Origin of the sequence: Streptomyces atratus (assembly GCF_014648655.1) — a bacterium.
GTDB classification, from domain to species: Bacteria; Actinomycetota; Actinomycetes; order Streptomycetales; family Streptomycetaceae; genus Streptomyces; species Streptomyces atratus.
On the sequence record NZ_BMRN01000004.1, the window covers coordinates 292,045 to 304,835 of the forward strand.

Below are 12,791 nucleotides of genomic sequence, written 5' to 3' on the forward strand. Positions count from 1 at the left end.
ACGGTATGAAACCGATCGAATGACGCAAGGGGGCGAATTCATGACATTAGCGAGTGCAACCGTACGATCCGGAAGGCACGGTCCGCCCGGCAGCCTGCACGACAAGCAGACCCGGCCGGTCAACCGGAATGCCGGCACCTGGTTCCTGGTACTGCCCGCGCTGATCCCGATCCTGATCCTCAGTGTCGGCCCGCTCCTCTACGGCATCGCGCTGGCCTTCACCGATGCCCAGTCCGGCCGCACCCGCTCCACCCAGTGGGTCGGCGGGCTGAATTTCCAGGACCTGCTCCACGACGCCCTGTTCTGGGACTCGTTCCGGATCGGTCTGGTGTGGGCGGTCGGGGTCACCGTCCCGCAGTTCGTACTGGCGCTCGGCCTCGCCCTGCTGCTCAACCAGAATCTGCGCATGCGCTGGCTGGCGCGGGCGCTGGCGATCATTCCGTGGGCGATGCCCGAGGTGGTCGTCGGCATCATGTGGCGGCTCGTGTACAACCCGGACGCGGGCATCCTCAACGAGACGATCCGCGATCTCGGCCTCGGCGACGGCCGGGACTGGCTCACCGGGCTCGCCACCGCCCTGCCCGCCGTGATCGTCGTGGGCGTCTGGGCCGGTATGCCCCAGACCACCGTCGCCCTCCTGGCCGGACTGCAGAACACCCCGCACGAACTCCACGAGGCGGCCGCCCTGGACGGGGCAGGTGCCTGGCGCCGCTTCCGCACTGTCACCTGGCCCGTACTGAGACCGGTCGCGCTCTCCATCACCGCGCTCAACTTCATCTGGAACTTCAACTCCTTCGCCCTGGTCTACGTACTGACCAACGGAGGACCCGGCGGCCGCACCCGGCTGCCGATGCTCTTCGCGTACGAAGAGGCCTTCCGCTACGGACAGTTCGGCTACGCCGCAGCGATGGGCTGTGTGATGGTCGCGGTGATCTCCGTGATCCTCGCGGTGTATCTCGTCGGCCGGCTCAGGGGAGGCGAGGACCGGTGAGCCTGCGTACCAGCAGATCCGCACGCGCCGGACAGTACGTCGCACTGCTCGGCTATCTCGTCTTTCTGGCGTTCCCGTTCCTGTGGCTGATCTCCACCGCCTTCAAACCGGCGCGCGAACTCGGTTCCCTGCACCCGACCTGGATCCCCGAGCATCCGACGCTGGACAACTTCCGCAAGGCGTTCGACGAACAGCCGCTGCTCCAGGCCGCCGCCAATTCACTGATCGCCGCGCTCTGCGCCGCCGTCGTCGCGGTGCTCATCGCCACACCCATGGCCTACGTCCTGGCCCGCCACCGCTCCAGGCTCTCGACAGTCACCACCGGATGGGTCGTGGTCAGCCAGGCGTTCCCGTTCGTCCTGCTGATCATTCCGCTCTTCCTGGTCCTGAAGAATCTCCATCTGATCAACACCCTGTGGGGGCTGATCATGGTGTACGTCGTCTGGGCGCTGCCCTTCGCGCTGTGGATGCTGGTGGGGTACGTACGGGCCGTGCCCGCCGAGCTCGAAGAGGCCGCCTCGGTCGACGGTGCGGGCCGGCTGCGGACGCTCGTCTCGGTCACCGCCCCGCTGTTGGCGCCCGGCATCGTCGCCACCGCACTCTTCGCGTTCATCACCGCATGGAACGAGTTCTTCTTCGCGCTCGTCCTGCTCAAGACACCGGAGAAGCAGACCTTGCCGGTCGTACTGACCCACTTCATCGGGGCGGAGGGGGCGGCCGATCTCGGGCCGCTCGCCGCCGCCGCGTTCCTCGCGACCCTTCCCTCGCTGGTCGTCTTCGCGGTCATCCAGCGGCGGATCACCGGCTCCCTGCTGGCCGGGGCGGTGAAGAGCTGATGCGCGCATCCGTGACGACGACGGCGGTGGCTGTGGCCACGGCACTGGCCCTGCTGCTCACCGGCTGCTCGGGGACGGGCGACGGCGGGGACGGCAACGGGCGGACCGGGCTCAGCTTCCTGTCGCTGGCCTGGCAGAAGGAGTCCGTCGACGCCAACAAGCAACTGGTGAAGGAATGGAACGAAACCCATCCCGACATTCATGTCAACTACGTCCAGGGCAGCTGGGACACCGTCCACGACCAGCTGCTCACCTCCTTCGAGGGCGACGAGGCGCCGGATGTCATCCATGACGCCTCCGACGACCTCGCCGACTTCGCGTACGGCGGCTACCTCGCCGATCTGCGGACGCTCCTGCCGGACCGGCTGACCTCCGACATCCCGCAACAGAGCTGGCGGACGACCACCTTCGGCGACGGCGTCTACGGAGTGCCGTTCCTCCAGGAGCCCCGTGTCCTGATCGCCAACACCAAGATCCTCAAGGAGTCGGGGGTCCGTATTCCGACGCCCGGCAACCCCTGGAGCTGGGCCGAGTTCCGGCAGATCACCAAGGAGCTGACGGGCAAGGGGAGATACGGCGTCGCCTGGCCGCTCAAGGAGCCCGTCTCCGTCACCCTCAACCTCGGCCTCTCCGCCGGCGGCCGGCTCTTCCATCCGGGCGCCGACGGCAAGGTGACCATCCGCGCGGGCGAGGGCGACCAGGCCGTCCCAGGCGCCATTCACGACCAGGTCAACATCGATCACAGCGCCGCCCGCACCGCGCTCGGCATGGGCGGCTCCGACACCCTCCCCGGATTCTTCGGCGGCAAGTACGCGATGGTTCCGCTCGGCTTCTCGTACCGTCAACAGGTCGTCGAGCAGGCCCCCGAGGGCTTCGAGTGGACCGTCCTGCCCGCCCCGGCCGGCAGCGGGGGCCTTGCCCAGGGGGTGAGTCCGCAGACCCTCTCCGTCGCGGAGACCAGCCCGCACAAGAAGGAGGCCGCGCAGTTCATCGACTTCCTGCTCCGGCCGCAGAACATGGTGCGCCTGGCCAAGGGAGACTGGATGCTCCCGACCGGCACCGCGGCCCTCGCGGACCCGGCCCTGCACACCGACAAGGACGGCTGGTCGACCGGGGTCGCCGTGGCGAAGGCGTTGCGGCCGGCGCCCGCCCAGTCGGTCCGTGGCTACCCGGAATGGAAGGACAAGGTCGCCACACCGGCCCTCCAGGAGTACTACAGCGGGGCGATCGGCGCGGAGGAGCTGAGGAAACGTCTGATCGACGACGGGAACCGGGTGCTGGCCCGCTATCAGCGCTGAGGTGTCCCGAAAATTAAATGTACGAGACGTCTCGTCTCGTTTACGGTGAGGGCATGACACATACCGAGCGCGCCCATATCGCCATGTTCTCCATCGCCGCCCACGGGCACGTGAACCCGAGCCTGGAAGTCATCCGGGAGCTCGTCGCCCGTGGGCACCGCGTCAGTTACGCCATCCCGGCGTCGTTCGCCGAAAAGGTCGCCGTCACCGGCGCCGAACCGGTGCTCTACACCTCGGTGCTGCCGACCGAAGAGGCCCCGGACGCCTGGGGCACCGAACTCATCGACAACCTCGAACCCTTCCTCGACGACGCCGTCCAGGCCCTGCCTCAGCTCATCAAGGCCTTCGACGGGGACGAGCCCGATCTTGTTCTGCACGACATCACCTCCTATCCGGCGCGGGTCCTTGCCCATCGCTGGGGTGTGCCCGCCGTTTCCCTCTCGCCCAACCTGGTCGCCTGGGACGGATACGAGGAGGAGGTCGGCGAGCCGATGACCGCCGAGCTGAAGCGGTCCGAGCGCGGGCGGGCGTACTACCGGCGCTTCCAGGACTGGCTCACCGAGAACGGGATCGACCAGCACCCGGACCCGTTCGTCGGCCGGCCGCCGCGGTCGCTCGTCCTGATCCCCGAGGTGCTCCAGCCGAACGCCGACCGTGTCGACAAGGCGGTCCACACCTTCGTGGGCGCCTGCCAGGGCGACCGCGCGGACCAGGGGGAGTGGCAGCGCCCCGAGGGCGCCGAGAGGGTGCTGCTGGTCTCGCTCGGCTCGGCCTTCACCAACCAGCCCGGTTTCTACCGCGACTGCGTCACGGCCTTCGGCGGTCTGTCCGGCTGGCACGTCGTGCTGCAGATCGGCGCCTGGGTCGACGTCGCCGAGCTCGGCGACGTGCCGGCCAATGTGGAGGTGCATTCCTGGGTGCCGCAGCTCTCGGTGCTGAAGCAGGCGGACGCCTTCATCACCCACGCGGGCGCCGGGGGCAGTCAGGAGGGGCTCGCCACCGCCACCCCGATGGTCGCCGTGCCGCAGGCCGTCGACCAGTTCGGCAACGCCGACATGCTCCAGGCGCTCGGCGTGGCCCGCCATCTCCCGATGGCGGAGGTGGCCCCCGAGTCGCTGCGGGCGGCCGTGCTCGGCCTGGTGGGTGACCCCGAGGTGGCGAAGAGGGCCGCAGCCGTGCGGGAGCGGATGGCGGGGGAGGGCGGCACGAAGAGGGCGGCCGACCTCATCGAGGCCGAACTGTCCGCCTGACGGGCGGGGGGCGGAATCAAGCCGTCTCCTCGTCCACCCGGGTGCGCCGACGGGGTCCGCCTTCCCGCTTGCGAAGTGTGCGGGTCGCCGCCGCGGGAGCGGCAAGCCCCTTGCGTGAGGCAGATGTTGCCGCGGCGTCCGACTTGGGTGCAGCTGGCCGGTTTCTTATTACGAAACCTTGTTGAGTAAGTCACAGCCGCATGAAGGTCTTGATCTGAGCGCGTCAATCGGCGAGGGTTTCGAGCCAACCCCCGGAGATGTTCCGGCCGGGGGTCAATCCCCCCACAAAGAATGACGAGGAGACCCCTCTTCATGGCAATTCACAAGCGCGCACGTCGGATGAAGCTGACCGCGGCGATAACCGCAGTGGCCGCAGCGGCCGGAGTCACCCTGCTGGGTTCCTCCCTCGCCGGAGCCGCACCGGCTCCCGCGACGGGCACCGTCTACGGTGCTGACGCGGCGACCGCCGTCCCGGGCAGCTACATCGTGATGCTGGACCAGAAGGCCGACAAGGCGAAGCTCGCCAAGGAGTACGGCGGCAAGCTCAAGCGGAACTACAACTCCGCCATCAACGGCTTCTCCGCCAGCGGCCTTTCACTGACCGAGGCCAAGCGTCTGGCGGCCGACCCGGCCGTCTCCAAGGTCGTCCAGAACAAGAAGTTCCACATCGACGCCACCCAGGACAACCCGCCGTCCTGGGGGCTGGACCGGATCGACCAGACCGAGACTTCCGGCGACAACGCGTACACCTACCCGGACAGCGCGGGCGAGGGCGTCACCGCATACGTCATCGACACCGGTGTCCGCACCACGCACAACGAGTTCGAGGGCCGGGCGGCCTCGGGCTACGACGCCGTCGACAACGACGACAGCGCCGACGACGGCAACGGCCACGGCACCCACGTTGCGGGCACTGTCGCCGGTGCGACCTACGGGGTCGCCAAGAAGGCGAAGATCGTCGCCGTGCGGGTCCTCGACGACTCCGGCTCGGGCACCACCGAGCAGGTCGTCGCGGGCATCGACTGGGTCACCGCCAACCACGAGGGCCCCTCGGTCGCCAACATGAGCCTCGGCGGCGGCGCGGACGAGGCGCTCGACGCCGCGGTCCAGAAGGCCATCGCCTCCGGAGTCACCTTCGCGGTGGCCGCCGGAAACGAGTCCACCGACGCGAGTGAGAGCTCCCCGGCCCGCGTCCCGGAGGCCATCACGGTCGCCTCGTCCACGGTGGACGACGAACAGTCGTCGTTCTCCAACTACGGCTCGATCGTGGACATCTACGCCCCCGGATCCGACATCACCTCGTCCTGGAACGACAGCGACGACGGCTCTAACACCATCTCCGGTACGTCCATGGCGACCCCGCACGTCGTCGGTGCCGCCGCCGTCTACCTCTCCGGACACCCGGACGCCACTCCGGCGGAGGTCGCCACAGCGCTGACCGAAGCAGCCACCCCCGACGCGATCTCCAACGCGACCGAGGGCACGCCGAACAAGCTGCTGAAGGTCGTTGAGTAACCCACCCCCGCGGCAGTGACCGGGCAGCAGACACCCGGCGTCACGCAATCGGCGGCCGCCGCGCCCTCCCCCACGGGGCGCGGCGGCCGCGCCTGCGTGGACGGATCGTCCTATGGTGTGCCCATGACGATGTACGCGGCGCTGTTGCGCGGGATCAATGTGAGCGGCCACAAGAAGGTTCCGATGGCCGAACTCCGCACGCTGCTCACCGAACTGGGCCACGGGGACGTCCGTACCCACCTGCAGAGCGGCAACGCCGTTTTCAGCAGCGCGTCGGACGACGAGGACGCACTCGCCGCCGAGCTGGAGCGGGCCATCGAGAAGCGGTTCGGCTTCCCGGTCCCCTGCCTGGTCCGGGACGGCACCTACCTCGCGGCGGTTGCCGCAGCCTGTCCGTTCCCGGCCGCCGAACTCGAAGGCAAGCAGCTGCACATCACCTACTACGGCCAGCCGGTCGACGCCGAACGCTTCGCCGGGATCGACCCGGCGGCCTTTCTCCCCGAGGAGTTCCGGCTCGGCGACCGCGCGCTCTACCTCTACGCCCCCGATGGACTGGGTCGTTCCGGACTTGCCGCCGCCCTGTCCCGGCCGTCCCTCACCAAGGGCGTCATCGCCACCTCGCGCAACTGGAACACCGTGGTCAAGCTGGTGGAGATGACCGCGCCGACCGGCACCGCACGCGACGGAGCCCGCACGTGACCGAGCCGCCCCCCGGCGTGGCCGCGGCGGTGGAGGGCGAGCTCCGCCTCCTCGACCCGGTGGTACGCGCCTGTGCCGAACTCCTCTCCCAGGTGCTGCACCCCGAGTACCGCGAGATCGACTCCGCAGGCCGGGTCTGGGACCGCGACACGATGATCGCCTCGCTCACCGCCGAGAACGCCCCGCACCCCGGCCCGCTCACCGCGTCCTGGATGCGCGGAGTCCAGCTGGATGACGAATTCGTCCACCTCACCTATGACACCGAGACGAAGGGGCACCTCGCCCACCGCAGTTCGCTGTGGCGACATACCCACGCGGGCTGGGTGCTCTACTTCCACCAGGCCACGCCGTTCAGCGACGCCGCGAACGCCGGTCCCGACGCCGACGGATGAACCCGTTCAGCGACGGGCGACGCGCTGCGCCCGCGCCGTCCACCGGCCGTCCGTACGGGAGATCCGCACCGGATGTCCGAAGCAGCCGCTGACCTGATCGGTGGTCAGTACCTCGTCCGCCGGGCCCGATGCCACACACCGGCCGCCCCGCAGCAGCATCGCATGTGTGGTCGAGGCGGGCAGCTCCTCCAGATGGTGTGTGACCAGGACCGTCGCCAGCTCCGGATGTTCCTCGCGCAACGTGTCCAGACTGTCGAGCAACTGCTCACGGGCGGCCAGATCAAGACCCGTGGCCGGCTCGTCGAGCAGCAGCAGCCGCGGTTGCGGCATCAGGGCGCGGGCGATGAGCGTACGACCCCGCTCACCCTGCGAGAGCGCGGGCCAGCGCGATCGGGTCCTGCCGCCCATGCCGAGCATCTTCAGAAGCCGTTCCGCCCGGGCCCGCTGTTCCCGGCTCGCGGACCAGCGCGGAACCGGCTCGACCGAGTTGGTCAGACCGGTCAGCACCACCTCGTGCACGGACAGCGGCGAACGCAGTGGATGGCGCGGATCGACATGTCCGAGCAGCGACCGCAGCTCCCGCAGATCGACCCGCCCGAGGGTGCGTCCCAGCACCTCGACCGAGCCCCTGGTGGGGTGATTGACGGCGCCGAGCAGCCCCAGCAGCGTGCTCTTGCCGGCTCCGTTCGCACCGAGCAGGGCCCAGTGCTCACCGCTGCGTACGGTCAGGGAGACCGAGTCGAGCAGGACATTGCCCTCCCGTACGATCGACACACCCTCGGCCCGGATCACCGGGACGGCGGCGGGGGAACCGGGAACACCGACCGGGGCGCGAACAGCGGCGGTGGTACGAGTGGTCACGTGCGGGTACTCCTTCATGCGGGTGCGAGCGCCTCCAGGCAGCTCATGTCCTCGGCGGACAGCCGGATCTCCCGCGCCCCCAGGTTCTCCGCCAGATGGACGGGCGAACCGGTGCCCGGAGTCGGGCACAGCGCAGGGGAGCGGTGCAGCAGCCAGGCGAGGGCGATCTGCCCACGGGTGGCACCGTGCCGATCGGCGACACCGGCGAGCGCCGCAGCTGCCTCGCCGGTCAGAGCACCGTTGGCCAGTGGGAACCAGGGAAGAAAAGCCAGGTGGTGGGCCTCGCACACCTTCAGTACCGCGTCCGACGAACGGTCGAGGAGGTTGAAGCGGTTCTGCACCGAGGCGATCCCGGTCAGGGAGAGAGCCTGCTCCAGCTGGTCGGCGGTGAGGGTGTCCAGACCGATGTGCCGGATCTTACCCTCCTGCCTCAGCGCATCCAGGGTGCCCAGCTGGTCGGCCATGGGTACGTCCGGGTCCAGCCGGTGCAACTGGTAGAGGTCGATCCGGTCGGTCCGCAGCCGTCGCAGACTGGCCTCGCACATCGCCCGCAACTGCTCGGGACGGCCCGCGACGTGCCAGGCACTGTCGCTGGTGCGCACCACACCACCCTTGGTCGCGATCACCAGATGCTCGCGATACGGGTGAAGGGCCTCGGCCACCAGCTCCTCGGCCAGCCCGGGGCCGTAATTGTCGGCGGTGTCGATGAGCGTGACACCTCGCTCGACGGCCGCCCGCAGCACGGCCACGGCGTCCTGTCGCTCCCCGCGCGGCCCCCAGTATCCGGGGCCGGTCAGCTGGGCGGTGCCATAGCCGAGACGGCGTACGGGCAGCTCACCGCCGAGCAGGAAGACATCATCGAGAGGGGGTGACGTGGAAGACATTATGGGAACACTAGTGGCAATCGGCGTCACAACTTCTCGTCCTGTGCCGAGGCGTTGCCGGCCCTTCGGGGATCGGCGTTCTCACCCGCGAGGCTGCGGAACGGGGGGATGCGATACATCATCGTCGGGGCGGGTGCCGTCGGCGGCGCCATCGGGGGACGGCCGGCCGAGACGGGCCACGATGTCAGGTCCGGGGGCGCCGTCGCCTTTCTTCAAGACCGGTGTCAGTGGCTCGTCCTAGCGTGGGGCGTATGAAGAACGAGCACGCTCATATGGCCGAATGCGCTGCCGAGGCAGCCCGTATCGCCCGCTCCATCAGCGCCGAACAGCTCGATGTACCCACCACACCCTGCGGCGACTGGGACCTGCGCGGACTCATCAACCACTGGGTGCTGTACGCCTCCCACGGCCTGGAGCACCGCGCCCTGCGCAAGGACCTCCCCGCCGAGCTCACCACCTGTGACTTCACCGCCGACGCCGACTGGGCGCAGAAGTACGTGGCGCAACTGGACCGCGCCGTCGCCGCCTGGTCGGACCCGGCGGTCTGGGAGGGCGAGATCGACCTCGGGGGTTCGACCTCCCCGGCCTCCGAGATCGCCGCGATGCTCATCGAGGAGACGGCCCTGCACACCTGGGACGTGGCCCGCGCCGTCGGAGAGGAGGTCCGGCTCTCCGACGCGGCGGCCGCCTATGTCCTCGGTGTCGTCGACGGTACCGCCGCGCTCTACCGGCAGTACGACGGCTTCGCCGACGAGGTGACGGTGCCCGCATCGGCGTCGGTGTTCGAACGGGCGCTGGCCCACAGCGGCCGCGACCCGCACTGGACCGGGGCCTGAAAGTGGCCCAGTTGACCGGACGGTGAATGGCCCGGGCCGGCAAGCCAATGCCTGGCTAGGTTCGACGCATGACCACTCACCGCACCCCGGACACGGGCAGGACCGCCGTCGATTTCTACTTCGACCCGGCCTGCCCGTTCGCCTGGATCACCTCCCGCTGGATGCTGGAGGTGGAGCAGCAGCGCGACATCGAGCTCCGCTTCCACGTGATGAGCCTCTACCTGCACAACATCGGCAATGAACTCCCCGAGTGGTACCGGGAACTGGTCGACAAGTCGATCGGTCCGGTGCGGGTCGCGGTCGCGGCGGCCGCCGGCCACGGTGATGCCGTGCTCCGCGATCTCTACACAGCGGTGGGCAGCCGTATCCACCGGCAGAAGAACGAGGACTTCGACGAAGTGATCGCCGAATCCCTCGCGGAGCTCGGTCTGCCCGCCGAGCTGGGTGCTGCCGCGCACTGTGAGACGTACGACGAGGCACTGCGGCGCAGCCACGACGCCGGCAAGGATCCGGAGGCGGACGCCTACGTCGGTACGCCCACGATCCATGTCGACGGCTCGGTCTGGTTCGGGCCGGTCCTGCGGGCCGTACCGCGTGGCGAGGAGGCGGCGCGGATCTTCGACAGCTTCCGGGTGCTTGCCGGGAATCCGGACCTCTTCGAACTCAAGCGGACCCGCACGGGCAGCCTGGACGTGGGCTGATGAATGCCGGCCTCCACGCGCCGGTCTCTACGCGCCGGGCTCTACGCGCTGAGCGACGCCGGCCGTGCGAGCGGGACATGGGCCTCGTCGTACCGGGTCAGCAGCAGTCGCGCCAACTCCGTCGACGCGCCCAGGACATCGGCCAGTACATCCGCACCGGCCGCGCCCGCGGCGATACGGTCCGGGAGCCGGCCGGGTGCGATGACGTAAGGGGCCACCGCCACCCGCCGCACACCTTCGGCCCGCAGGGCCCGTACCGCGTCCTCGGTGCGGGGAAATCCCGCGGGAGATGCAGCGGAGGCGAACGCAGGCCGCACGGCGCACCAACCGGTGTGCCGCAGCTCCCGCGCGATTTCAGCGATCACTGCGATCGCCTCCGGGTCTGTGGAGCCCGCCGAGGCCAGGACCAGCCCGGTCGAGCTTCGGGCACCGGGACGGATCCCGGCTTCGTGCAGCCGCCGTTCCAGTGCCGAATTCAGCAAAGGTGACGGGCCGAGCACCTCGGTCTGCCGGATGCGCAGCCGAGGCAGTCCGGTCCGGGCCTCGTGCAGCACCGTGGGGATGTCGGACTTGGCGTGGAAGGCCCGGGTGAGCAGCAGGGGGAGCGCGATGACATCCCCCGCACCCTGTGCCACCAGCCGCTCCAGCACCCGCGGCACCGACGGCGCGTTGAAATCCAGGAAACCGGTCTCCACGCGCAGCCCCGGCCGCAGCGACCGTACCCGCGCGGTGAGCGCGTGCACGGTCGCCGCGTGCCGCGGGTCGCGGCTGCCGTGGGCGATGACGAGGAGGACCGGGGCGGACATGGCGTGGCTCAGTTCTTGACGAGGAGACCGCGGCTGCGCAGCACCCACCGCTCCAGCGGACTGAAGACCAGCAGGTCGATCGCGATACCGACGAACAGAATCAGGATGATGGCGAGGAAGATGCCGGGCATGTCCGCGTTGTTGCGGCCGTTCTCCAGCAACTGACCGAGTCCCAGGCCGAGATCGGGGGAGGACGCGATGATCTCGGCGGCCATCAGCGAGCGCCAGGAGAACGCCCAGCCCTGCTTGAGACCGGCCAGATAGCCGGGCAACGCGGCCGGCAGCACGATGTGCCAGGTCCCGCGCAGCCCGCTCGCGCCGAGCGTACGGCCCGCCCTCAGGAACAGCGGCGGCACCTGGTCGACGCCGGAGACCAGCCCGTTGGCGACCGAGGGGACGGCTCCCAGCAGGATCACGGCGTACATCATCTTGTCGTTCAGCCCGAGCCAGATCACGGCCGGTGCCACCCAGGCGACCGACGGCAGGGACTGCAGCCCGGACAGGATCGGACCGATCGCGGCCCGTACGAACTTCACCCGGGCGACCAGCAGACCCAGCGGCGTACCGATGGCCACGGCCATCAGGAAGCCGAGCAGACCGCGCGAGATGCTGGTCCAGACGACCTCCAGCAGCGTTCCCTGCAGCCACATGTCGGACGCGCTGTTCCACACCGCGGCCGGTGACGGCAGCTTGTAGTCGTCGGTGACCTGGGCCTCGACGAGCAGCTGCCAGACGGTGATCACCAGCGCCACCGCGAGCGCGGGCGGCAGCACCTTGCGCAGCAGCACCTCGCGCACCGGGGTGCGGCGCACCTGTACGGCGTCCAGCGCGTCGAGCCCGGCCTCCAGACCGGCCAGATCGTCGGGCTTCGTGTCAGTGCTGGCCATGACGGCGGATCTCCCCACGCAGTTGTTCGGTGATCTCGACGGACAGCTCCGCGACCGCGTTGTCCTCGATACGGCGAGGCTGCTCGATGTCGACCGTCCACTCGCGGGCGATCCTGCCGGGGCGGGACGACAGCAGGACGACCCGCTCGGCGAGCCGCACCGCTTCGCGCACATTGTGTGTGACGAAGAGGACCGAGACGTTCGTCTCGCGCCAGATCCGGGTCAGCTCGTCGTGCAGCACATCCCGGGTGATGGCGTCGAGCGCGGCGAACGGCTCGTCCATCAGCAGCAGTTGACTGTCCTGGGCGAGGGCCCGGGCCATAGCCACCCGCTGCCGCATACCGCCCGAGAGTTCATGTACCCGCTTCCCGTACGCCCCGCCCAGCCGTACGAGTTCCAGCAGCCGCTCCGCCTCCGTGCGGCGCTCCGACTTCGGTACGCCGCGCAGCCGCAGCGCGAGTTCGATGTTCTTGCCCGCGGTCAGCCACGGGAACAGGGCGTGCTCCTGGAACATCAGGGCCGGCCGCCCGCCGGGGGTCTCGATGGACCCCGCGGTCGGGCGGTCGAGTCCGGCCACCAGATTGAGCAGCGTCGACTTTCCGCACCCGGAGGCTCCCAGGAGGGTGACGAACTCGCCCGGTGCGACATCGAGCGTGATGTCGTCCAGGACGAGCTGCTGCCCCTCCGGTCCGCCGAAGGACTTGGAGACATGTGCGATACGGGCGGCGTGCCCGACCGCTGTACGGTCCTCGGCCTTGGTGAGGGTGGTCGCCATGGTCGTCACCTCCTGGGAATCCTGGGTTCGGGTTCGGGCGGCTCGGACCGACCGGAAAAT

14 protein-coding genes are annotated in these 12,791 nt (G+C 69.4%); 9 read left to right on the forward strand and 5 right to left on the reverse strand.

Features of this window, described 5'->3' with window-relative positions:
• The first annotated feature begins 40 nt into the window (after positions 1–40).
• The 7 genes from IEZ15_RS09325 to IEZ15_RS09355 all read left to right on the forward strand — a co-directional run bounded on the left by IEZ15_RS09325 (position 41) and on the right by IEZ15_RS09355 (position 6,981).
• Positions 41–991, forward strand: a complete 951-nt coding sequence (locus tag IEZ15_RS09325) for a carbohydrate ABC transporter permease (protein WP_189275712.1) — start codon at positions 41–43, stop codon at positions 989–991.
• Entirely contained in the window at positions 988–1,827 is an 840-nt protein-coding gene (locus IEZ15_RS09330; protein ID WP_189275714.1) for a carbohydrate ABC transporter permease, read from the forward strand. The genes IEZ15_RS09325 and IEZ15_RS09330 overlap by 4 nt, the downstream gene beginning before the upstream one ends.
• A complete protein-coding gene (locus IEZ15_RS09335) occupies positions 1,827–3,125 on the forward strand; it encodes an ABC transporter substrate-binding protein (protein WP_189275738.1) in 1,299 nt (432 codons plus the stop codon). Before IEZ15_RS09330 ends, IEZ15_RS09335 begins: the two co-directional genes overlap by 1 nt.
• 17 nt (positions 3,126–3,142) lie before the next feature.
• Complete coding sequence (gene mgt, locus IEZ15_RS09340) at positions 3,143–4,375, forward strand: macrolide-inactivating glycosyltransferase (RefSeq protein WP_373302534.1); 1,233 nt, start codon at positions 3,143–3,145, stop codon at positions 4,373–4,375.
• 312 nt (positions 4,376–4,687) lie between these two features.
• Entirely contained in the window at positions 4,688–5,890 is a 1,203-nt protein-coding gene (locus IEZ15_RS09345; RefSeq protein WP_114247363.1) for a S8 family peptidase, read from the forward strand.
• A 123-nt stretch (positions 5,891–6,013) separates the two neighbouring features.
• A complete protein-coding gene (locus IEZ15_RS09350; RefSeq protein WP_189275740.1) occupies positions 6,014–6,589 on the forward strand; it encodes a DUF1697 domain-containing protein in 576 nt (191 codons plus the stop codon).
• Entirely contained in the window at positions 6,586–6,981 is a 396-nt protein-coding gene (locus IEZ15_RS09355) for a nuclear transport factor 2 family protein (protein WP_114247365.1), read from the forward strand. Before IEZ15_RS09350 ends, IEZ15_RS09355 begins: the two co-directional genes overlap by 4 nt.
• A 6-nt stretch (positions 6,982–6,987) precedes the next feature.
• Here IEZ15_RS09355 and IEZ15_RS09360 read toward each other — a convergent pair whose 3' ends face one another.
• Together IEZ15_RS09360 and IEZ15_RS09365 are read right to left on the reverse strand one after the other, a co-directional pair.
• Positions 6,988–7,773, reverse strand: coding sequence for an ABC transporter ATP-binding protein (locus IEZ15_RS09360; protein WP_229845824.1), 786 nt, complete (start codon positions 7,771–7,773; stop codon positions 6,988–6,990).
• 83 nt (positions 7,774–7,856) lie between these two features.
• Positions 7,857–8,726 carry an aldo/keto reductase gene (locus IEZ15_RS09365; RefSeq protein ID WP_189275750.1) on the reverse strand — a complete coding sequence of 290 codons (870 nt, stop codon included), beginning with the start codon at positions 8,724–8,726 and terminating at the stop codon, positions 7,857–7,859.
• A 251-nt stretch (positions 8,727–8,977) separates the two neighbouring features.
• Here IEZ15_RS09365 and IEZ15_RS09370 point away from each other — a divergent pair, with 251 nt between their 5' ends.
• Together IEZ15_RS09370 and IEZ15_RS09375 are read left to right on the forward strand one after the other, a co-directional pair.
• Positions 8,978–9,562 (forward strand): TIGR03086 family metal-binding protein, encoded by a 585-nt coding sequence (locus tag IEZ15_RS09370; protein ID WP_189275752.1) that lies wholly within the window; start codon positions 8,978–8,980, stop codon positions 9,560–9,562.
• Positions 9,563–9,630: 68 nt separating this feature from the next.
• A complete protein-coding gene (locus tag IEZ15_RS09375) occupies positions 9,631–10,263 on the forward strand; it encodes a mycothiol-dependent nitroreductase Rv2466c family protein (RefSeq protein WP_189275761.1) in 633 nt (210 codons plus the stop codon).
• Between the two features lie 41 nt (positions 10,264–10,304).
• Here IEZ15_RS09375 and IEZ15_RS09380 read toward each other — a convergent pair whose 3' ends face one another.
• Genes IEZ15_RS09380 through IEZ15_RS09390 form a run of 3 tightly spaced genes read right to left on the reverse strand, consistent with a single transcriptional unit; the run spans position 10,305 to position 12,731 of the window.
• On the reverse strand, positions 10,305–11,069 hold the full coding sequence (locus IEZ15_RS09380; protein WP_189275764.1) for a sirohydrochlorin chelatase: 765 nt from the start codon (positions 11,067–11,069) through the stop codon (positions 10,305–10,307).
• 8 nt (positions 11,070–11,077) lie between these two features.
• Positions 11,078–11,956: an ABC transporter permease gene (locus IEZ15_RS09385; RefSeq protein ID WP_114247371.1), complete on the reverse strand. Its 879-nt coding sequence runs from the start codon at positions 11,954–11,956 to the stop codon at positions 11,078–11,080.
• Positions 11,943–12,731 carry an ABC transporter ATP-binding protein gene (locus tag IEZ15_RS09390; protein WP_114247372.1) on the reverse strand — a complete coding sequence of 263 codons (789 nt, stop codon included), beginning with the start codon at positions 12,729–12,731 and terminating at the stop codon, positions 11,943–11,945. Before IEZ15_RS09390 ends, IEZ15_RS09385 begins: the two co-directional genes overlap by 14 nt.
• Positions 12,732–12,791 lie beyond the last annotated feature (60 nt).

Coding starts and splice junctions, on each gene's coding strand:
- IEZ15_RS09325 (WP_189275712.1), top strand. CDS start 41: ATGACATTAGCGAGTGCAACCGTACGATCCGGAAGGCACGGTCCGCCC.
- IEZ15_RS09335 (WP_189275738.1), top strand. CDS start 1,827: ATGCGCGCATCCGTGACGACGACGGCGGTGGCTGTGGCCACGGCACTG.
- mgt (WP_373302534.1), top strand. CDS start 3,143: ATGTACGAGACGTCTCGTCTCGTTTACGGTGAGGGCATGACACATACC.
- IEZ15_RS09345 (WP_114247363.1), top strand. CDS start 4,688: ATGGCAATTCACAAGCGCGCACGTCGGATGAAGCTGACCGCGGCGATA.
- IEZ15_RS09350 (WP_189275740.1), top strand. CDS start 6,014: ATGACGATGTACGCGGCGCTGTTGCGCGGGATCAATGTGAGCGGCCAC.
- IEZ15_RS09365 (WP_189275750.1), bottom strand. CDS start 8,726: ATGTCTTCCACGTCACCCCCTCTCGATGATGTCTTCCTGCTCGGCGGT.
- IEZ15_RS09370 (WP_189275752.1), top strand. CDS start 8,978: ATGAAGAACGAGCACGCTCATATGGCCGAATGCGCTGCCGAGGCAGCC.
- IEZ15_RS09375 (WP_189275761.1), top strand. CDS start 9,631: ATGACCACTCACCGCACCCCGGACACGGGCAGGACCGCCGTCGATTTC.
- IEZ15_RS09380 (WP_189275764.1), bottom strand. CDS start 11,069: ATGTCCGCCCCGGTCCTCCTCGTCATCGCCCACGGCAGCCGCGACCCG.
- IEZ15_RS09385 (WP_114247371.1), bottom strand. CDS start 11,956: ATGGCCAGCACTGACACGAAGCCCGACGATCTGGCCGGTCTGGAGGCC.
- IEZ15_RS09390 (WP_114247372.1), bottom strand. CDS start 12,731: ATGGCGACCACCCTCACCAAGGCCGAGGACCGTACAGCGGTCGGGCAC.